This is a genomic window from Microcystis sp. M113S1 (assembly GCF_020246945.1).
Lineage (GTDB): Bacteria > Cyanobacteriota > Cyanobacteriia > Cyanobacteriales > Microcystaceae > Microcystis.
On sequence record NZ_JADBSA010000087.1, the window covers coordinates 1 to 17,440 of the forward strand.

General features: G+C 40.2%; 13 protein-coding genes and 1 pseudogene. 7 read left to right on the top strand and 7 right to left on the bottom strand.

Annotated features, from left to right (window positions below):
* Nucleotides 1–195, bottom strand: a pseudogene (locus IM319_RS04910) (flagellar assembly protein H); the annotation flags it as partial.
* Nucleotides 196–424: 229 nt separating this feature from the next.
* Nucleotides 425–1,852, bottom strand: a complete 1,428-nt coding sequence (locus IM319_RS04915; protein ID WP_287734853.1) for a glycosyltransferase — start codon at nt 1,850–1,852, stop codon at nt 425–427.
* A gap of 211 nt (nt 1,853–2,063) precedes the next feature.
* Here IM319_RS04915 and IM319_RS04920 point away from each other — a divergent pair, with 211 nt between their 5' ends.
* Nucleotides 2,064–3,299 (top strand): bifunctional sterol desaturase/short chain dehydrogenase, encoded by a 1,236-nt coding sequence (locus IM319_RS04920; protein ID WP_287734854.1) that lies wholly within the window; start codon nt 2,064–2,066, stop codon nt 3,297–3,299.
* Between the two features lie 10 nt (nt 3,300–3,309).
* Here the strand turns inward: IM319_RS04920 and IM319_RS04925 are convergent, their stop codons facing one another.
* The 3 genes from IM319_RS04925 to IM319_RS04935 form a co-directional block, all read right to left on the bottom strand.
* Nucleotides 3,310–4,254, bottom strand: a complete 945-nt coding sequence (locus tag IM319_RS04925) for an NAD(P)-dependent alcohol dehydrogenase (protein ID WP_287734855.1) — start codon at nt 4,252–4,254, stop codon at nt 3,310–3,312.
* A gap of 2 nt (nt 4,255–4,256) precedes the next feature.
* The gene (locus IM319_RS04930; RefSeq protein WP_287685592.1) at nt 4,257–4,643 is read right to left on the bottom strand and encodes a hypothetical protein; all 387 of its coding nucleotides are present in this window, start codon (nt 4,641–4,643) and stop codon (nt 4,257–4,259) included.
* Between the two features lie 85 nt (nt 4,644–4,728).
* The gene (locus tag IM319_RS04935) at nt 4,729–5,457 is read right to left on the bottom strand and encodes a phosphopantetheine-binding protein (protein WP_287734857.1); all 729 of its coding nucleotides are present in this window, start codon (nt 5,455–5,457) and stop codon (nt 4,729–4,731) included.
* Nucleotides 5,458–5,839: 382 nt separating this feature from the next.
* On the opposite strand from IM319_RS04935, the gene IM319_RS04940 reads away from it, so the two are divergent.
* On the top strand, nt 5,840–6,370 hold the full coding sequence (locus IM319_RS04940) for a universal stress protein (RefSeq protein WP_287734859.1): 531 nt from the start codon (nt 5,840–5,842) through the stop codon (nt 6,368–6,370).
* Here the strand turns inward: IM319_RS04940 and IM319_RS04945 are convergent.
* Nucleotides 6,360–8,519: a ComEC/Rec2 family competence protein gene (locus IM319_RS04945; RefSeq protein WP_287734860.1), complete on the bottom strand. Its 2,160-nt coding sequence runs from the start codon at nt 8,517–8,519 to the stop codon at nt 6,360–6,362. The two genes, IM319_RS04940 and IM319_RS04945, sit on opposite strands and share 11 nt — an antisense overlap.
* 53 nt (nt 8,520–8,572) lie before the next feature.
* Nucleotides 8,573–10,387, bottom strand: coding sequence for a signal peptide peptidase SppA (sppA, locus tag IM319_RS04950; RefSeq protein WP_287734861.1), 1,815 nt, complete (start codon nt 10,385–10,387; stop codon nt 8,573–8,575).
* 778 nt (nt 10,388–11,165) lie between these two features.
* On the opposite strand from sppA, the gene IM319_RS04955 reads away from it, so the two are divergent.
* The 5 genes from IM319_RS04955 to IM319_RS04975 all read left to right on the top strand — a co-directional run bounded on the left by IM319_RS04955 (nt 11,166) and on the right by IM319_RS04975 (nt 17,256).
* Nucleotides 11,166–12,536, top strand: coding sequence for a DNA cytosine methyltransferase (locus IM319_RS04955; RefSeq protein ID WP_287734864.1), 1,371 nt, complete (start codon nt 11,166–11,168; stop codon nt 12,534–12,536).
* Between the two features lie 215 nt (nt 12,537–12,751).
* Nucleotides 12,752–13,639 carry an adenine-specific DNA-methyltransferase gene (gene yhdJ, locus IM319_RS04960; RefSeq protein WP_287734862.1) on the top strand — a complete coding sequence of 296 codons (888 nt, stop codon included), beginning with the start codon at nt 12,752–12,754 and terminating at the stop codon, nt 13,637–13,639.
* Nucleotides 13,620–14,738 (top strand): restriction endonuclease, encoded by a 1,119-nt coding sequence (locus IM319_RS04965; protein ID WP_287734863.1) that lies wholly within the window; start codon nt 13,620–13,622, stop codon nt 14,736–14,738. The genes yhdJ and IM319_RS04965 overlap by 20 nt, the downstream gene beginning before the upstream one ends.
* Before the next feature lie 59 nt (nt 14,739–14,797).
* Nucleotides 14,798–16,432 carry a peptide chain release factor 3 gene (prfC, locus tag IM319_RS04970; protein WP_287685604.1) on the top strand — a complete coding sequence of 545 codons (1,635 nt, stop codon included), beginning with the start codon at nt 14,798–14,800 and terminating at the stop codon, nt 16,430–16,432.
* 113 nt (nt 16,433–16,545) lie between these two features.
* The gene (locus IM319_RS04975; protein ID WP_287078023.1) at nt 16,546–17,256 is read left to right on the top strand and encodes a lysophospholipid acyltransferase family protein; all 711 of its coding nucleotides are present in this window, start codon (nt 16,546–16,548) and stop codon (nt 17,254–17,256) included.
* Nucleotides 17,257–17,440: the final 184 nt, after the last annotated feature.

A 17,440-nucleotide genomic window follows, 5' to 3' on the forward strand; every position in this document is an offset into this window, starting at 1 on the left:
ACCTTGTTCGATACCTTGACGCATCCAACTGGTGGTAATTTGCATAACTCCCTCCTGTACGGGTTGACTAAATGTGCTAATCTCTTCTTGAAATTGTATCTCTTCCACCGGATTTAGATTGAGATAAGTATCAATAAATCCGGAAATTAATGGCATTTTCGCTGGATTTAACCTTAAAGTAATTAACAAGCGCAGCGCAGACATTCCACTAACCGATCACAAAAAAAACTGGAGCGAGCGCTTTTCGCCACCCCAGTGCTGTCACGGAATTCAATTCTGTATCTAAATTAACACATTATTGGTAGCAAGCATGATTAAGGAAATTGGAAATTTTTCCAAAAGGGGTTTCCAAAGGCTGTAACCTTGATTGACAGGGGATTTCGAGCCTGATAAGGCCAAAGTTTTTGGAGTCTATCCTCGAAAATTAAACTTCGGCGCTGAGATGTTCCCCCAGATGCACGGTTTTCACCCATTTTAAACGTTTAGGACGCAAAGCCATCCGCAGGCTGACACTGGGAATAATAATAAACCAGTGCATCATATAAATCATGCCGCGAATGGTTTGAGCAAGGATGTCCAAACCGAGAGCAAAAGTGAATTTTTTACCCGTATTGACTCGGATTAATCCTGTCACCATCCCCCACATAGAAAGGGAAAGAGCTAAACCAGTTAAAGGAGTTAAAATCGGGGTTTGATGACGAGTAATAGTGATTAAAAGATCGGGAATAGCGGCCGCAGGTAAGATATATTGAACGAGCAAAAAAGCAATTAAATCAAACTTTTTCGGCCAAGGCATGGGAGACTTTAAAATCGCTTTCCAATAGTCGAGATAACGCTGAAAACCACCTTCGGCCCAACGATTGCGCTGATGCCATAAAGCGATCGCACTTGTCACCCCTTCTTCCGCTACTGCGGGAAAATTTAAGACATTAATTTTCCAATTATCGATATGGAGACGAATAGTTAAATCAAGATCGTCGGTGATCGTTTGTTCATTCCAACCCCCGCAACGATTTAAGGCACTACGTCGGACAAATTGACCATTGCCGCGCAATTCTCCGATCCCTCCCACCGCGATCCGTTGCTGTTGGAAACAGCTATCAAAGATCATTTCTACCGCTTGTCCTTTTGTCCAGAAGTTTTCGGCGGCATTGGCGATCGCTTTTCGCACCTGTACCGCACCCACTTCTCGATCCTCGAACATTGGCACGACATGACGCAGTAGATCGGAGGATAATCCCGCATCCGCATCGAATACACCGATAATTTCCCCGTTAGTCAGGGATAAAACCTGATTCAAGGCCCCGGACTTGCCACCTCCAGCATTAGCAGGACGATGGAGAATTTTTAATTGGGGATATTCTAAAGCAAGGCGATCGAGAATCGCACCCGTGTTATCGGTACTATAGTCATCGACGATCCAGACTTCTAACTTATCTTGGGGATAGTCTAGATGACAGAGATAATTAACCAGTTTCGTGATTACGGTTTCTTCATTTTTGGCCGCTACTAAGAGGGAAACCCTGGGTAGAGAGGCTAAATCCTTATCCAGTAAGGGAATTGGCTGCGTTTCTGGTTTGGTGAACAGCAGCCGCAAAGCTTGCCCCGATAGTACCATGGTTAAGGCGATAATTGCCCAATAACCCCAACTCAGCCAATGAAGTGCGATAATTATTGTCCAGATCGCCATGAGGCTAAAAGCCGCTTTCTGTCTGCGTCCCGATCGGCCTTGAAAAATTTCGCTCCTAAATTCGTCCTCCTCGTCTTCGGGATCGGACCAGTCAGATAGGAGGGAACCGATCGGGTCTAATTCTTCGTTATCATCCTCTCGCGACCAATAATTTTCTGCCATAATCGACTCAGGTTAAGTAATTGTTCAAATAGAAGCTTATTTCTTGCTTTATCTTACCGAAAATTGTTAAAATTTTTAACAGAATCTTAAGTTGTTTCGGGAAATAAACCCTAGTTTTTCAAGCTATTGGTTCCTTTTACCCGATAAATGCGCTTTTTCGGTTAAGATTGCTTTGTTTACATTTGTTGAGAAAATTTAACATTTATCCCCTATGTCAAACCTGCTCCTCTGTGTCGGACTGATTTGTGGCTCAATTATTTGGGTGGAGATCGTGCGTGATTCCTATCATGCTCTGGCCCACCATTGGCAGCCCCTTTATCGTCTGCACGTCTGGCATCATCGGGTTTTTCGTCCCGATCTGTCGGTCATGAGCGAGGAAATTTATCGCAAGGCGCACTGGTACAATGATGTACCGGAGGCCTTGGTTATGTTGGCTGCCAGTGTTTTACCTGTACTACTGGCCTACTCTTGGGGGTTCGATCGCCCTTGGTTGGGTTGGTTAGGCTCCCTTTATACTATGGCTTTTCTCAGTACGGCGATCGGTCGAGGTTTAGGTATGGCAAATCTGGACGAATTAACCGATTTAACCCATCGTCCGGGGCAATTTGAGAGTTTACCCGCTCCATGGCGCGTGAATCGTACCTACCACTGGCGACACCATTTTGATAACCAAAAGGCTTATTATTGTGGAACTTTCACCTTTATGGATAAATTGATGGGGACGGCACTTTCTCTCAAGGGCAAAACGATCGCCATTACCGGAGCGAATGGAACCTTAGGGCGATCGCTTTTAAAGTACCTACAACTGAAGGGAGCCAAGGTGATCGCGCTCACTTCCGGGGAGAATGCGATCGCTATTGAAATTAACGGCGAATCAGTACCTGTAAAAACCGTAAAATGGCAAATCGGTGAAGAAACGCAACTTGAGAACCTATTTAAGTCTGTAGATATACTGATTTTAAATCATGGCGTTAATGTCCACGGCCAAAGAACCCCAGAAGCGATCGAATTAGCCTACGAAGTGAATACTTTTTCCGTCTGGCGTTTAATGGAATTATTCTTCAAAACTGTCCGCACTAACGAGCAAATTGCCCGCAAGGAAGTCTGGGTGAATACCTCGGAAGCGGAGGTTAATCCTGCCTTTAGTCCCCTCTACGAACTCAGTAAACGAGCGATCGGTGATCTGATTACCCTGCGTCGTTTAGATGCTCCCTGTGTGGTAAGAAAGCTAATTCTTGGTCCTTTTAAGAGTAATTTAAATCCTGTGGGTATTATGTCCGCCGATTGGGTGGCTAAACAGATTATCAAGGCGGTACAAAGGGATAGCCGCAATGTTATTATTACTATTAATCCCTTGACTTTTATCACCTTTCCAATTAAAGAATTCTCTGTTTCTACCTACTTAAAACTATTTACTCGTTCCCCAAAAAATCGGGAAAATCCCTAACTATTTATCCTTAATCGGGGATCAAGACTATTTTTCCTCGCACTCTTTCCGATTCACTATAATTATGAGCTTCTACCACCTGGGAAAAAGTATAGGTGCGATCGATTCTAACAGTTAATTGTCCCGATTCGATCGCTTCTTTGAGAAATTGCCAGTCGGACGCTTGTGCTTGAGCAAAAAATATCAGTTTCCCTTTTTGGGGCAACCAAGCAGTGAGATAATTTAAGAGGATAATCCCTGGATTTGGTAGGGTGGTTATATAGGTTCCTTGGGGTTTTAAAAGCTGACGACAGTGCCAAAAAGAAGACTTAGCCACAGCATCGAAGATTAGATCATATTTCTGCTCAGTTTTTCTCCAATCTTCTTGGGTATAATCGATAACTTTATCTGCTCCTAAAGAGGTGACATAATCGATATTTTTACTACTACAAACTCCATCAACTTGCGCGGAGAAAATTTTCCCTATCTGCACGGCAAAGCTACCCACTCCTCCCGATGCACCATTAACTAAAATCCGATTCCCCGCTTGAATACCGCCAAAATCCCGCAAGACTTGCAACGCGGTAGAAGCGGCTAAAGGAGTGGCGGCAGCTTGAATAAAACTCTGATTATGCGGTTTTTTAACTAACAGGGAAGCGGGAATAATTGCATATTCAGCATAGGTTCTACCCGGTAATTGATTGAGAAAACCAAAAACCTCATCTCCGATCTGGAATTGTTCCACCTGAATGCCTTTTTCAACGATAATTCCCCCATAATCAAAACCTAATTGCAGGGGAAATTTATTACCTGTGGCTATTTTTAGCATTCCCCGACGAATCTTCCAATCAATCGGATTAATTCCCGCTGCCATAATCTTAATTAAGACTTCTTTCGCTTGGGGAATTGGCTTTTCTATTTCTGTGTATTGGAGAACATTACTATCGCCATAGCGATTAATGATAATAGCTTTCATAATTAAGAAAAAAGTTGATAAAATAGTAAGGGAGCAAAAGTAATGACCAAGAGAACAAAAATCCAAACTCGTCCCGCTAAAAGATTATAATCTTGTCCTAATCTTGACCAAGAGTGACCGGCAATAAAATGGCCGAACAGAAATTCAAAACCCACTGTTAATAGTAACCAAATTAAACCGATAGTAATTGCTTGGCTGGAGGATTCTAGAACCCAAAAATAGACAAGAGTGCCAATATAAAGACTAAAAAAAATGATTCCTGTCAGGGTAGAAATTTGATGAGCGCGTAGTTCATCGAGATATTTTCCGTAGGTGCTTTCCCTGAGAATACCGTTACTAATTCCTATTACGATCATCGGGAGCCATGCAACAATGTAGCGACTAATCATAAGTTGTTGGTTTAGAACTCGCTCTAATTGGATTATAGCTATATTTGGCTGATAACTTGAGATATTGTGATAAAAATTAATATTGTTACTTGCCTAAATTTTCAGCAAGATAATCAACTAGCTTTTTCACTGTTGTAAATTCTTGGCATTTTTCTTCAAGTTCAAGTTCGAATTCTTCTTCTAAAGCCATGATTAAGTCAATCGTATCAAGTTCATCTCCTCCCCAATTTGATAATAAGTCAGACCAACTATCAAAGGAAGAACTAGACGTATAAAAGCTATAAGAACTATAACTACTAGATTGTAAATAAAATAGTTCATCATCAATATGTATCTCAGACTTTTCCACCTCTAATTGATAACTAATTATCTCTTGAACTTTGATAAAAATTGCCAATTGTCGTTCATTTTCTTGTGATGTTATTTTCTCGGTATCATCAATTTTTTTATCATTAATAATAGCATTAGCTTTTTGTTCTGCTATTTTCATAGCTTTCTCTTCATCGATTCTCTTTGATTCTAATAGACTGGATTTACTGAAAAATAACTGATACCTCATAACTTCAATTCTAGAATTAATTAAGTTTCGTATTATATGAAATTCTACTTTATGACCACTTTCCTTGTAAATTCTTGTGGCTAAATCCCAAACAATCTGATCGCGGTTTGCTTCTAGCTGATTTAATTTTTCTTCACTCAGAGATACCATATCATCTAAATACTGATTGATCATCATTGCCAGAATTTGCATCTCATAATTTTTGCTATCTTCATTCATTTGATTAGCTCTGCTGCCGCAAAAAATCTCAATCATATTGTATCTCAAGATCAATACTTTTCTAAAAAATCTAGCGTATCAACACCGATCAAGCAATTTATCGGTTAAAACTATAAATACGGCGTTTCTCATAAAGATGAAGTATAACCCTATAGGGTATCGTCTCGGAGTCTCCCCAAAACGAAAACCTCATACCTCACCATTAAGATAACTGCTATAAGTTAGGACAGGGGTGACAGTGGGGTAAATTGTTAATTTTTTTGGGGATTTAGCTACATCATCCGAAAAATGTCACACTAGAGGTAGGGGAGCGTCAACTATCAGTCATCAGCTTTCAGCAATTTTCTGCTATTTCCCGGGTGTATTGCTGGCAATGGTTTTTATCCCTGAGCTTATCTGCTATCGAGGAGGCAATTCTATGAATAATACGGAAACAATCTCAGTCGATCGGGATACCAACAAACTCTATAATAAAATTCTCGTGGCTGTGGATTATCAAGATGTCACTCCAGAGGTATTGAATACGGCTATCCTCTTAGCGAAAACCTACGCTAGTGAGTTGCGGATTATTTATAGTCTGTCTAAACCTTTGACTCCCTACACGGAAACTTTTATTTATGGTAATCTGATCGGTTATGGTGGCGGTTATCCCCCCGATATGATCGCCTTAGAACAACAAATCACCGAAGAAATGCAGGCGGAATTACAAGCTTGGTTAAACGGTTTAGTCGATCGAGCTAAGGAAGATAATATCACGGTCCGGGCTGATTATTATATTGGTGATCCGGGACAGAAAATTTGTCAAGTTGCCCAGCAAGAGGGGATAGATTTAATTATTGTTGGTCGTCACGGTCGATCGGGTTTATCTGAGTTAATCTTAGGTAGTGTCAGTAATTATGTGGTGCATCATGCTCCCTGTTCAGTTTTGGTAGTACACATCACTCATTAATTAGAAAGGGTTGAAATCCATTTTTTGCTGTCCATTGAATCGCTCCATCTCTCCCAGTCCAATAAGTCTTAATACCGGCTTTTCTCAGTTGATTTCTGACATTGCGGGAGAGATTGGTGGTGACAGCGATCGCTGTTTGGGGTCGAATTGACTCTAACCATTGTTTGTCTAGATTGCTTCCCTGCCATAATAACACTAGGGGGCTAAATTCTTGGGATAAATTAACGGGGTTTTTCGGGTTGACAATCCATAGCCAAGATTGATTTTTTACCTGAAATTTAAATAAATTTTTCTCGAGCAATTGTCCAGTAATTTCGCCAAGATTAAATTTTTCTGACTGGGACAAATTAAGAGTTTTTTTGATCGGTATGCTCTCACTGATAGTTGAGAATTGCGCCGAATTATTGACGGTTATTGCTCCTTGTATTTGATTAATTCCCTCCTGTCGCAAAAAGGGCAAAACTGTATAACGTGCTGTTGCGGGTTCCTCCCCATTAATTAAGAGAGTATTTCCTCGATTTTGAATAATTATTACCGGTTGCGATTTGGTGGCTAAAACTGTCACCTGAGTTAAAGTTAAATGCTGATAAATAATCGGTATTAAAATTAAAGTGAGGATAAATAAACCGATTAAATGCCACCGTTGACGAAACCAGATATTAAAGCAGATTAAGGTAAGGCAAATATAAATAATTAACATCACTCCTAAAGATAATTTACCTGTGGAGTAGGTACTAAAAGGAAGCAGACTAAAAAAGGTGGTAATTTGCAGTAATAACTCTAGAGGGTAATAGAGAATACTAGCGCTGATACTGCCCAAAGGGGGATAAATTAAGCCTAAAAAGGCAGTAAAAACTCCTCCTAAACTAATCAGGGTAACTAGAGGAGTTGTGATAATATTAATGGGGATACTATAAAGAGCGATCGAGTTAAACGTAAACATTAATAAAGGCATAGTCCAGAGAGTAGCAGCTAGACTAATAGCTATAGGTTCAGCGATTAAATTAGGGAAATAGTCAATTTTATTTTTCAGTAAAGGAACGGTAATAATTAATCCCAAAGTCGCTAAAAAACTTAACTGAAATCCTAAATCCCAAATCCAGAGAGGTTGCCATAATAATAGAATTGTAGCCGCTAGTAACAGGGAACCTAAACTATTAACTTGTCGATTATAAAGCAGACCGATTAATGCCCCAATTCCCATCAAAATCGCCCTCAAGACTGAAGGTTGTAACCCGGTTAAAGTGCCGTAAATTATTAAGATAGTAATGGCAATAATAAACTGTTGTTTGGGGGATAAATTGCGAGTGATAGTTAAAACAAATCCCAACAAAATAGCCACATGAAAGCCAGAAGCTGCTAAAATGTGAGCTAATCCAGTTTTAATAAATAAATCAGTGATTTTTGCTGGCAAATTAACCGCTTGTCGTCCGAGGGTAATCGAACTTAATAAAGTCCCTTTTTCCTGGCCTATTCCCTGAATTTGTGCCTCAACAATGCGCTGACGAATCTGCCAAACTCCCCAAGTAGGTGATTTTTTATCGATAATTATTTCCCCTTTTAAACCAGCAAAAGCACCCTGACGCGCTAGATAATTAGCAAAGTCAAAAGCATTGGGATTATTGGCACGACGGGGACGATAAAGTAATCCTTTAACTGTTATTTTTTGTCCGGGGTAAACCTGATTTTCTGCTAGATTTGGTAGAGTAACGTAGAGTTTACCCGCGGATTTTTCTGTCGGTAAATTCTTGAGGCTAAATTCTTTTACTTCTAACCAAAATTGTAAATTTTCTCGACGATTGAGACGAATTTCTGATATAATACTGCCCGTGATTTTAATAGAGTTAACCACATTATTTTTTAAAAGATGACTGATATCGTTTGCGCTGGGGTAAGGAGTACGAATTTCTAGATAAACAACGGCAAATATAGCTATTAATCCCCCCATCAGCCAAATTTTTATCGGGGGACTTTGCCACCAAAAACGACGGATAAAAATCGTGGTTAATAGGGTAATTAGACTAAGAATAACAATTCTAATTACCACTTCTTGCCATCGGTTTAACTGCGGACTAAAATCTACCAGACCTGTAGATAACAGTCCCAAAATATAGGCTAAACCGAGAATAACGCTATTAGGGCGATTCATAGAAATTTTTGTCAAACAATTTCAGAATTAGCGGGCATTATTTTTACCTGATATCAGCGAAAATCGAGATTAAAAAGTAACTTAGCATAAACACTATGGGGATCATTAAATGTAGGTAACTTCAATAATTCCTGCTGAAAATTTTGCCATTCCTGCGTCAAAGGGTGATTATTTTTAGTTAGAGGAGGAAGATAGGTTTGCAATAAATTAGAAAAAAGTTCTTCTTGCCAACTTTGCGATCGAGGATATTCTTTAAGACTCCAATCATCTCCTAATTTAGCTGTTTTGGCTGCGTATTGTACTGCCGCTTCTAGGCCACCGATTTGATCAACTAAACCAATTTTGACCGCATCTTTTCCCGTCCACACGCGACCTTGGGCCACACTTCTTACCTTATCTGGGGATAATTTTCGCCCCTTGGCTACCGTCTCGATAAATAAATCATAGAACCGATTAACTGCCGCTTGATAAATTTCTAATTCTTGGGGATTTTTCGGTCTGGTAATAGTAGATATATCAGCTAATTGTCCAGTTTTCACCGTATCCCAATCGATGCCATTATTATTAGCAATTTTCTGGATATTTAACAATAATCCAAACACACCTATCGAACCAGTAATCGTATCATTATCGGCAAAAATTCTTTGACCACCCATGGCAATCCAATAACCCCCAGAAGCAGCCACATCACCCATAGAAATAATTACTGGTTTTTTCGCATCTAAACGCTTAATTTCTCGCAGAATCACCTCAGAAGCGGTGGCACTTCCCCCCGGACTATTAATCCTTAAAACTACCGCTTTCACCTCCTCCTTCCCTTGTAATTTTCGCAGTTCCTTCGCCAATTTATCCCCACCGATTTCGCCTCTATCTCCCTGACCATCCACAATTGTCCCTTCTGCATAAACTATCGCTATTTGATCGCTACTATCTCCCCCCTCATCAGCGAGAGAACTAGCATAATTAGCTAAAGAAATTTGCGAAAAAGAGCCAGAGTTTTCCTCCTCATTAGTTTTATTTTTTGCTTCTCTTGTCAACTCCTTTGCTAAAACAATTACTCGATCTAAATGGGCCACTTCATCAACAAAACCCGCCTTTTTCGCTGTGGTTGCTTCCAGAATACCTTGAGTATCAGAAATAGTTTGCACTTGTTGGGGGGTTAAATTGCGACTTTTGGCCACTGTGGCACTATAATTAGACCAAATTGTATCGAGTAGGGTTTGCAGCTGCTGACGATTCTGGACACTTAAATCCTGACGCGTATAGGGTTCCACCGCACCTTTAAAAGAACCCACTTTTACCACTTGCACCCCGACACCATATTTTTCTAGTGCATCGGCAAAAAAGGTTTGTTGACTACTTAAACCATTAATTTCCATTCTCCCCACGGGATTAATAATCACCTTTTCAGCAACGGAAGCGAGATAATATTCCTTTTCCGTCCATTCCACATCGTAGGCGATAATTTTTTTACCCGATTGGCGAAATTTTGCCAAAGCTTGCCGCACTTCCGTCAGGGTAGCATAGCCATATTCACCGACAGTGCCGCGACCGTAGAGTAACAGACCGACAATATTATCATCAAGGGCGGCCTTTTCGATCGCCGCTATCACCTGTCGCAAATTTAAAGTGGTCGTACTCTCACCGGTCAAACTATCGGCTAAACTAGAACTAGGGGGAGCATCGCTGATATTGGTGGCTAAGTTAAAAACTAAGACCGATTTTTCCTTAACTGAGGAGCTATCGCTAGAATTAAGGAAAGAAAGCAGTAAAAATGCTAATCCCCCCACACCTAGGGACGAAAATACCAATAATCCCAATAAAGTTCCCAAGCAACTAGCGAAAGTTTGTTTAAAAAACTGACCCATCGGTTTTCATCTACTACTAATTATCCTGTTTCCTATTGTAGGGATTCCCCGCCCAGAAACAACTTTTTTATCTGACTGCCTGACACATCTTGGTGAATCACCGACAGGTTAAGACACGGATGCGAGAGAACCAAATTCGGTCAAAGAAATCTTGTTCAGCTGGCTTTGAAGCAAAAACTGGTTCGAGGGATGAAACCCTTATAGAGAAAGACATTCGGCGATTTTTGTCAATTGTTTTCGATCTAAAACGAAAGTGGTCTAGATTTTTTACTTCTATCTTTGACATTTTTCTTGACTTGAATAAGCTGTTCGTAATTTAAATTGCTTGGGCCAGACGAGGCAAGAGGCAACAGTAAAGGGATTGGGGGAGATTCGGCTAATCTAAGAATAAGCGGTTTAAATACGTCTTAGCTTATTTTTTGAGAACTTTTTTAGTTTCTCACTTTTTCTGCCCCAAGAACATAAGTATAAATACTTATGTTATTTTCATTTTATATGCGACCAGCCATAAGCTGTTGACTATCTAAATTGCTCGTTAAGACTGCAAGGGAGAAGGAGCAGGGAGAGGAAGTTTGAGCATTTGTACTAAAATTTTGAATACGCAGTTTAAATTCAGTACAGCTTACTACAATTTGAAGTGCGGAATGTGGGTTACAAGAGGTCTATTATTGTCGTGCCTCTATCGGCTGAAAATACCCAGAAAAAAACTCTTAAGTTATACTAAAATAATTAATACAGACACACATCTTCCCAGACGGTGAAAAGGAATTATTTACCCTTGAAAACCACAGTTAAAGTCAGCACACAAACCCAATTACCCCTACATCTAGTTATCACCCATCCCCAGTATCGTTTTGTCGATTTATTCGCGGGAATCGGTGGGTTTAGAATCGCTTTGGAGAAATTGGGAGGACGTTGTTTAGGCTATTCAGAAATCGATAAACAGGCAATCCAAGTTTATCAACAAAATTTTCTTAGCTATCTCAACAGCGATGAAATTGCTTTCGGAGATGTGAGTAAAATTAGCAATTTACCCGATAATCTTGATCTTATTGTCGGCGGTGTTCCCTGTCAACCTTGGTCGGTAGCGGGATGTTTACGAGGATTTGATGACCCCCGGGGAAAACTCTGGTTTGATGTGATTAAATTAGTCCAGAAAAGTCAACCAAAAAGCTTTATTTTCGAGAATGTCAGTGGGTTGGCTAGTCCTCGCAATCAGGAGAATTTAGAATTAATTATCGATGAATTAACCAGCGGTGGTTATCAAGTTTACTGGCAGTTATTAAATGCCTACGATTTTGGTTTACCCCAGAATCGCGAGAGAGTTTTTATCGTAGGAATTAGAAAAGATATAGAAAACTATGATCGGTTTAAATTTCCTTTACCTTTGGGTATCCATCCGAAGGTTTTGGATATTTTAGAAGACATCAAGAATATTCAACCGGTTAAGAAAGTCAAGTTATCTGCGGATACTTTATTTAATGGTTTTGTTCCTCCATCGAGAACTCGTTTTCAAAAAGAAGATGAATTAAATGACTTTTTTATTTTTTCTGATTTAAGAAATGGCCACACAACTATTCATTCTTGGGATATTATCAAAACTACGGAACGACAAAAAAGTATCTGTTTAGCTTTGCTGAAATTAAGACGCAGTAAAAAGTATGGCGAAAAAGATGGTCATCCCGTGGCTTTTTCTACTTTTTTGGAAATTATACCCGATCTAAAAATCGAGGAACTAAATCAGTTAGTTTCTCTGGGGATTTGTTGGCAAACGCAGGAGGGTAAGTATGAATTTATTAACTCGAAAAATATGACAGGAATTAACGGCATTTATCGGATTATTTTACCGACGGCCGATATTATTCCTACCCTAACCGCTACGGGTGCTAAAGATTATATTGCTACTATTTCAATTACCGCTACTCATCCCCAAGAATACAAACAATTGTTTTTAAAGAAAATCTATAAACCCAAAAAATTTCGAGAAATTACTCCCCAAGATGCGCGTAAATTACAAGGATTCCCAGATAATTTTATCTATCATCAACAGTCAGCCATCGCTAAAAAACAATTCGGAAACGCTGTTCCTATAACTGTAGTGGAAGCAGTGGCTAGAAATTTACTAGAAATAATTCGTCCCGATTATTAGACCGCGGGATACTGACTCATATTAAAATATTTAAAGGCTTAAAAACCCAAGTTTTCGTTGTGGGGAGTCCGTCGTCAGAAGTCGGTCATCAATACCAAATTAGTTTATACTTCATCTTTATGAGAAAGTCTGTAAATTATCCTAATTGCTAAGGAGGTTAAAAACTGAGACATTTCCTAGTAAAAATCTAACTACTTTAAATTGAAAAAATGATCATGTTTAAACGATACGAAGCTGATGAGCAAGTTATATTTCATGGTGATTCTTTGCCGATTTTATCCAGTGAGATTGCCTCTAATTCTGTAGATCTAATTTTTCTCGATCCTCCCTATAATATAGGAAAGCATTTTGCCGATTTTTACGACAAATGGGAATCGGAAAATGATTATATAAATTGGGGAAATCAAATTCTTGATCAGTGTCTTCGTATCTTGAAACCCCAGGGAACATTATATGTTATGGCCAGCACTCAAGCAATGCCTTACTTTGATCTTTACTTAAGACAAAAAATGACGATTCTTAGTCGCATTATCTGGCATTATGATAGTTCAGGAGTACAAGCAACAAAATACTTTGGTTCTATGTATGAACCAATACTGCATTGTGTCAAAGATAAAAATAATTACACTTTTAATTCAAAGGATATTAAGATAGAAGCAAAAACTGGAGCAAAACGAAAACTAATTGATTATAGAAAAGCGATTCCCAGTCAATACAATACAGAGAAAGTACCGGGCAATGTCTGGTATTTCCCTAGGGTAAGATATCGCATGGATGAATACGAAAATCATCCCTCACAAAAACCTGAATCATTGCTAGAAAGAATTATTCTGGCCAGCACTGACAAGAGTGGAATTGTGCTTGATCCATTTGCAGGAACTTTTACAGCTGCAGCTGTAGCTAAACGCTTGGGAAGAATTTCTATTAGTATAGAATTGCAAGAGGAATATTTAAAAATTGGTCTTCGACGGGTTCTCGGATTGCAAGAATACAGGGAAGAAAAGTTACTACCTCCTCAAAAAAGCTATAGGAAGAAAAGCAAAAATGAACGGGAACATAATTTTGTGCAGGAGAGTATTTTCGATGTCGATAGTCAAGCATGAATTTACAAAGATAATTATTAAAATTATCGATAATTACTTTCCTAATCAGGGAAATAGCATTTTAAACTCTAGGGAATTATTGCAATATTTGAACATTAAAACTAGAGCCGCTAATCGAGGTTCTAAATCCCGAGCAGGATTGGCTAATCATTATGCTATTTATGTTTTAGTGGAAGACTATATTAATAATGAGTTTCATCTTAAGGATGGATACGACGAGTATCAAGGCGCTCAGTATATCAGACTTTTTCGCAGGCAAAGGCAGCTTCCTTTTGGCAATAAATTACAAAATCATGCCCTCAATCATCGATTAAATGAGGAATTTAAAAAATATTTTCCCACTTTATCTTATCTACCGGTAATTAGAGATATTAAAACCAATAGATACTGGATTAATGAGAATCTAATTAAGGTTTCTCTAGAGGGTAATCAAGTTAATATTGCGCCGATCATTATAGATATAATTGATGCCTATGTGCAAACAAGACAAAAAGCATTTAATCAATTTATCAGCTATTGTCAACAGATGATTGATATTCAACAGCAAGACCCCCAGAGAGCCATTGAATTTATTCGGAGTTTACTGAGATCCAACATTGATGCTAGAGTTTTTGAGATTGTCAGTTATGCAATTCTTAAAGAGTATTATGGGGAACAGAAAATATATTGGGGATGGTCGCCCGATCGGTTAAACTCTGAATACTTACTTTTATATAAAACTGGTCGAACAAATGCCAATGATGGGGGGATAGATTTTGTCATGAAACCCCTAGGACGATTTTTTCAAGTTACGGAAACGATAGCTGCTGATAAATATTTTTTAGATATTGATAAAGTGCAAAAATATCCCATTACTTTTGTGGTTAAAACTGAGCAGACTTGCGAGGAAATTTTAGAAAAAGTTGCGGAGCAAGCTAAGATAAGATACAAGATCAGGGCAATTGTCGAAAGATATCTAGAATCTGTAGAGGAAGTGATCAATATTCCCGAATTAATCAACCGTTTTGAGCGGGTTTTAGCTCAAGGTAAAGGAGGAGCGGTAATTGCAGAAATGGTTTTACAGAGCCGGATTGAGTTTAACCTAGAATCAGAGCCATAAAGATATCTAACTCCCCACTTAAACTAGAATAGAAAGATAGGAAAGCGATCGAAATTAGAATGACGACCGAAATTGAAAAAGAACTAGAAACCAGCGAAGCTGTCTTGGAAAAACGGCGAAATTTTGCCATTATCTCCCACCCTGACGCAGGAAAGACCACCCTGACCGAAAAACTGTTACTATACGGGGGTGCAATCCATCAAGCGGGTGCAGTCAAAGCAAGACGCGACCAACGCAAAGCCACCTCCGACTGGATGGAAATGGAAAAACAACGGGGAATTTCGATTACTTCCACGGTTTTACAGTTCGATTATCGTGATTTTCAGATTAATCTCCTCGATACTCCCGGCCACCAAGATTTTAGCGAAGATACCTATCGTACCCTAGCCGCTGCCGATAATGCGGTGATGTTAATCGACGCGGCCAAAGGTTTGGAACCCCAAACCAGAAAACTCTTTGAAGTGTGCAAACTGCGACAGTTACCCATCTTTACCTTTGTTAACAAAATGGATCGCCCCGGCCGCGAACCTCTGGATTTATTGGACGAAATCGAGCGAGAATTAGGATTACAGACCTATCCCGTCAATTGGCCGATCGGAATTGGCGATCGCTTTCGGGGAGTCTTCGATCGGGCTACCCAGACCATACACCTGTTTGAACGTCGCTCCCACGGCTCTCAGGAGGCGCAGGAAACCGTGATCGAGCTTGGCGACCCCAAAATTGAGGATTATCTCGAAAAAGACCTGTATTACCAGTTAAAAGAGGATATAGAACTGCTCTCGGAATTGGGCACCCAATTGGATTTGCCAGCAGTCCACGCAGGAGAAATGACCCCGATCTTTTTTGGTAGCGCCATGACCAATTTTGGGGTGAAATTATTCCTAGAATCCTTCCTCGACTATGGATTACCCCCCAGAGGACGCAATTCCTCCCTCGGTGTCCTTGATCCCACCTATCCCGATTTCACCGGTTTTGTCTTCAAACTGCAAGCAAACATGGATCCCAAACATCGCGACCGGGTGGCCTTTGTGCGGGTATGTACGGGGAAATTCGAGAAGGATATGGTAGTAAACCACGCTAGAACCGGTAAAACTATCCGTTTATCCCGTCCTCAGAAACTTTTTGCCCAAGATCGGGCAGTTATAGAAGAAGCTTATCCCGGAGATGTGATCGGATTGAATAACCCCGGGGTCTTTGCGATCGGTGATACGATTTATATGGGTAAAAAGCTCGAATACGAAGGGATTCCCTGTTTTTCTCCGGAATTATTCGCCTATCTCAGAAATCCTAACCCTTCCAAGTTCAAACAGTTTCAAAAAGGAGTCTCGGAATTACAGGAAGAAGGGGCCGTACAGATATTATCCTCGATCGATGAATTTAAACGCGACCCGATTTTAGCCGCTGTCGGTCAATTACAGTTTGAAGTGGTGCAATTCCGTCTTTTAAGCGAGTACGGAGCCGAAACTACCCTCGAACCCCTAGCCTATAGTTTAGCCCGTTGGGTAGCCGGGGGTTGGGCCGCTTTAGAAAAAGCCGGTAAACTCTTTAATACTCTAACTGTCAAAGATTACTGGGGTCGTCCTGTCTTATTATTCAAAAATGAGTGGAATTTACAGCAAGTGAAAGAAGATCATCCCTCTTTGCAATTAAACTCGATCGCACCGGTAGGATCAGGAGTAGAACCGCAATCCTAACCATTAATCCCCCAAGACAATTGCCGAACTGGTCAGGACAAGATGGCGACCCCCCAGACAACTAGACTAAAGTAGAAGTGGTCAGAAAGTCTCGATCTTTCCTAACACTTCGGATGTCTCAAAGCACTATCGTTGACGAGTCCCTCACCATTAGAAAAAGTCCTGCTGTCAATTCCCGAATTAATCCCTGTTTAATTCGCTTTTGTTATTTTCTGGGAAATTATCTAGTTTTACCGGCTTTTTTCAGCAAAATAACCGTCACAGGACAGGAAAATATTCCCCTAACGGGGGGTGTCATCCTTGCACCTACCCATCGTTCTCGTTGGGATGCGCTGATTTTACCCTACGCGGTGGGACGCTTAGTTAGTAGACGCGATTTGCGCTTTATGGTTTCCGCTAACGAGATGAAAGGGGTACAAGGTTGGTTTATCCGACGTTTGGGGGGTTTTCCTGTCAATACCGATCACCCCGGTATGGGTAGTCTGGTCCATAGCGTCGAACTGTTGGCTGCGGGGGAAATGGTGGCGATTTTTCCGGAAGGGGGTATCTGTCGCGATCGAGTGGTTCATCCTCTTAAACCGGGGGTAGCGCGGATTGCGTTGGAAGTTAAGACGATGAAATCCGATGCAGATATAAAGATTTTACCAGTAAGCATTAGTTATAATCAGCCTTACCCCGGATGGGGAAGCGAAGCGACTGTAAACATCGGTCAAGGGATTAATGTGCTTGATTATCAACAAAATTCGCTAAAACGGGAAACTGTCCGCTTAACTAAAACCTTGAGCGATCGCTTAAAACTTCTCCACGAGGATCAATCACCTTAATCAGCTGTTGACTATCTACCCCATGAGTAGGATTTCGGGGACGTAGTTAGGGTTTGCTGAATAAATCTAAAAACCTTATCCAACAAGGTTTTTAGACTTTTTTTCCCTCAAAAAGTGCCGACCCTTGGAGTGATTGGGGGGAAAATTCAGGGACTTTTTCCCTGAAAATTAGGTAATTGACCAC

What these genes read in the sequence shown, in the direction of transcription:
- IM319_RS04915 (WP_287734853.1), bottom strand. Translation starts at nt 1,852, where the DNA reads ATGGCAGAAAATTATTGGTCGCGAGAGGATGATAACGAAGAATTAGAC.
- IM319_RS04920 (WP_287734854.1), top strand. Translation starts at nt 2,064, where the DNA reads ATGTCAAACCTGCTCCTCTGTGTCGGACTGATTTGTGGCTCAATTATT.
- IM319_RS04925 (WP_287734855.1), bottom strand. Translation starts at nt 4,254, where the DNA reads ATGAAAGCTATTATCATTAATCGCTATGGCGATAGTAATGTTCTCCAA.
- IM319_RS04930 (WP_287685592.1), bottom strand. Translation starts at nt 4,643, where the DNA reads ATGATTAGTCGCTACATTGTTGCATGGCTCCCGATGATCGTAATAGGA.
- IM319_RS04935 (WP_287734857.1), bottom strand. Translation starts at nt 5,457, where the DNA reads ATGATTGAGATTTTTTGCGGCAGCAGAGCTAATCAAATGAATGAAGAT.
- IM319_RS04940 (WP_287734859.1), top strand. Translation starts at nt 5,840, where the DNA reads ATGAATAATACGGAAACAATCTCAGTCGATCGGGATACCAACAAACTC.
- IM319_RS04945 (WP_287734860.1), bottom strand. Translation starts at nt 8,519, where the DNA reads ATGAATCGCCCTAATAGCGTTATTCTCGGTTTAGCCTATATTTTGGGA.
- sppA (WP_287734861.1), bottom strand. Translation starts at nt 10,387, where the DNA reads ATGGGTCAGTTTTTTAAACAAACTTTCGCTAGTTGCTTGGGAACTTTA.
- yhdJ (WP_287734862.1), top strand. Translation starts at nt 12,752, where the DNA reads ATGTTTAAACGATACGAAGCTGATGAGCAAGTTATATTTCATGGTGAT.
- IM319_RS04965 (WP_287734863.1), top strand. Translation starts at nt 13,620, where the DNA reads ATGTCGATAGTCAAGCATGAATTTACAAAGATAATTATTAAAATTATC.
- prfC (WP_287685604.1), top strand. Translation starts at nt 14,798, where the DNA reads ATGACGACCGAAATTGAAAAAGAACTAGAAACCAGCGAAGCTGTCTTG.
- IM319_RS04975 (WP_287078023.1), top strand. Translation starts at nt 16,546, where the DNA reads ATGTCTCAAAGCACTATCGTTGACGAGTCCCTCACCATTAGAAAAAGT.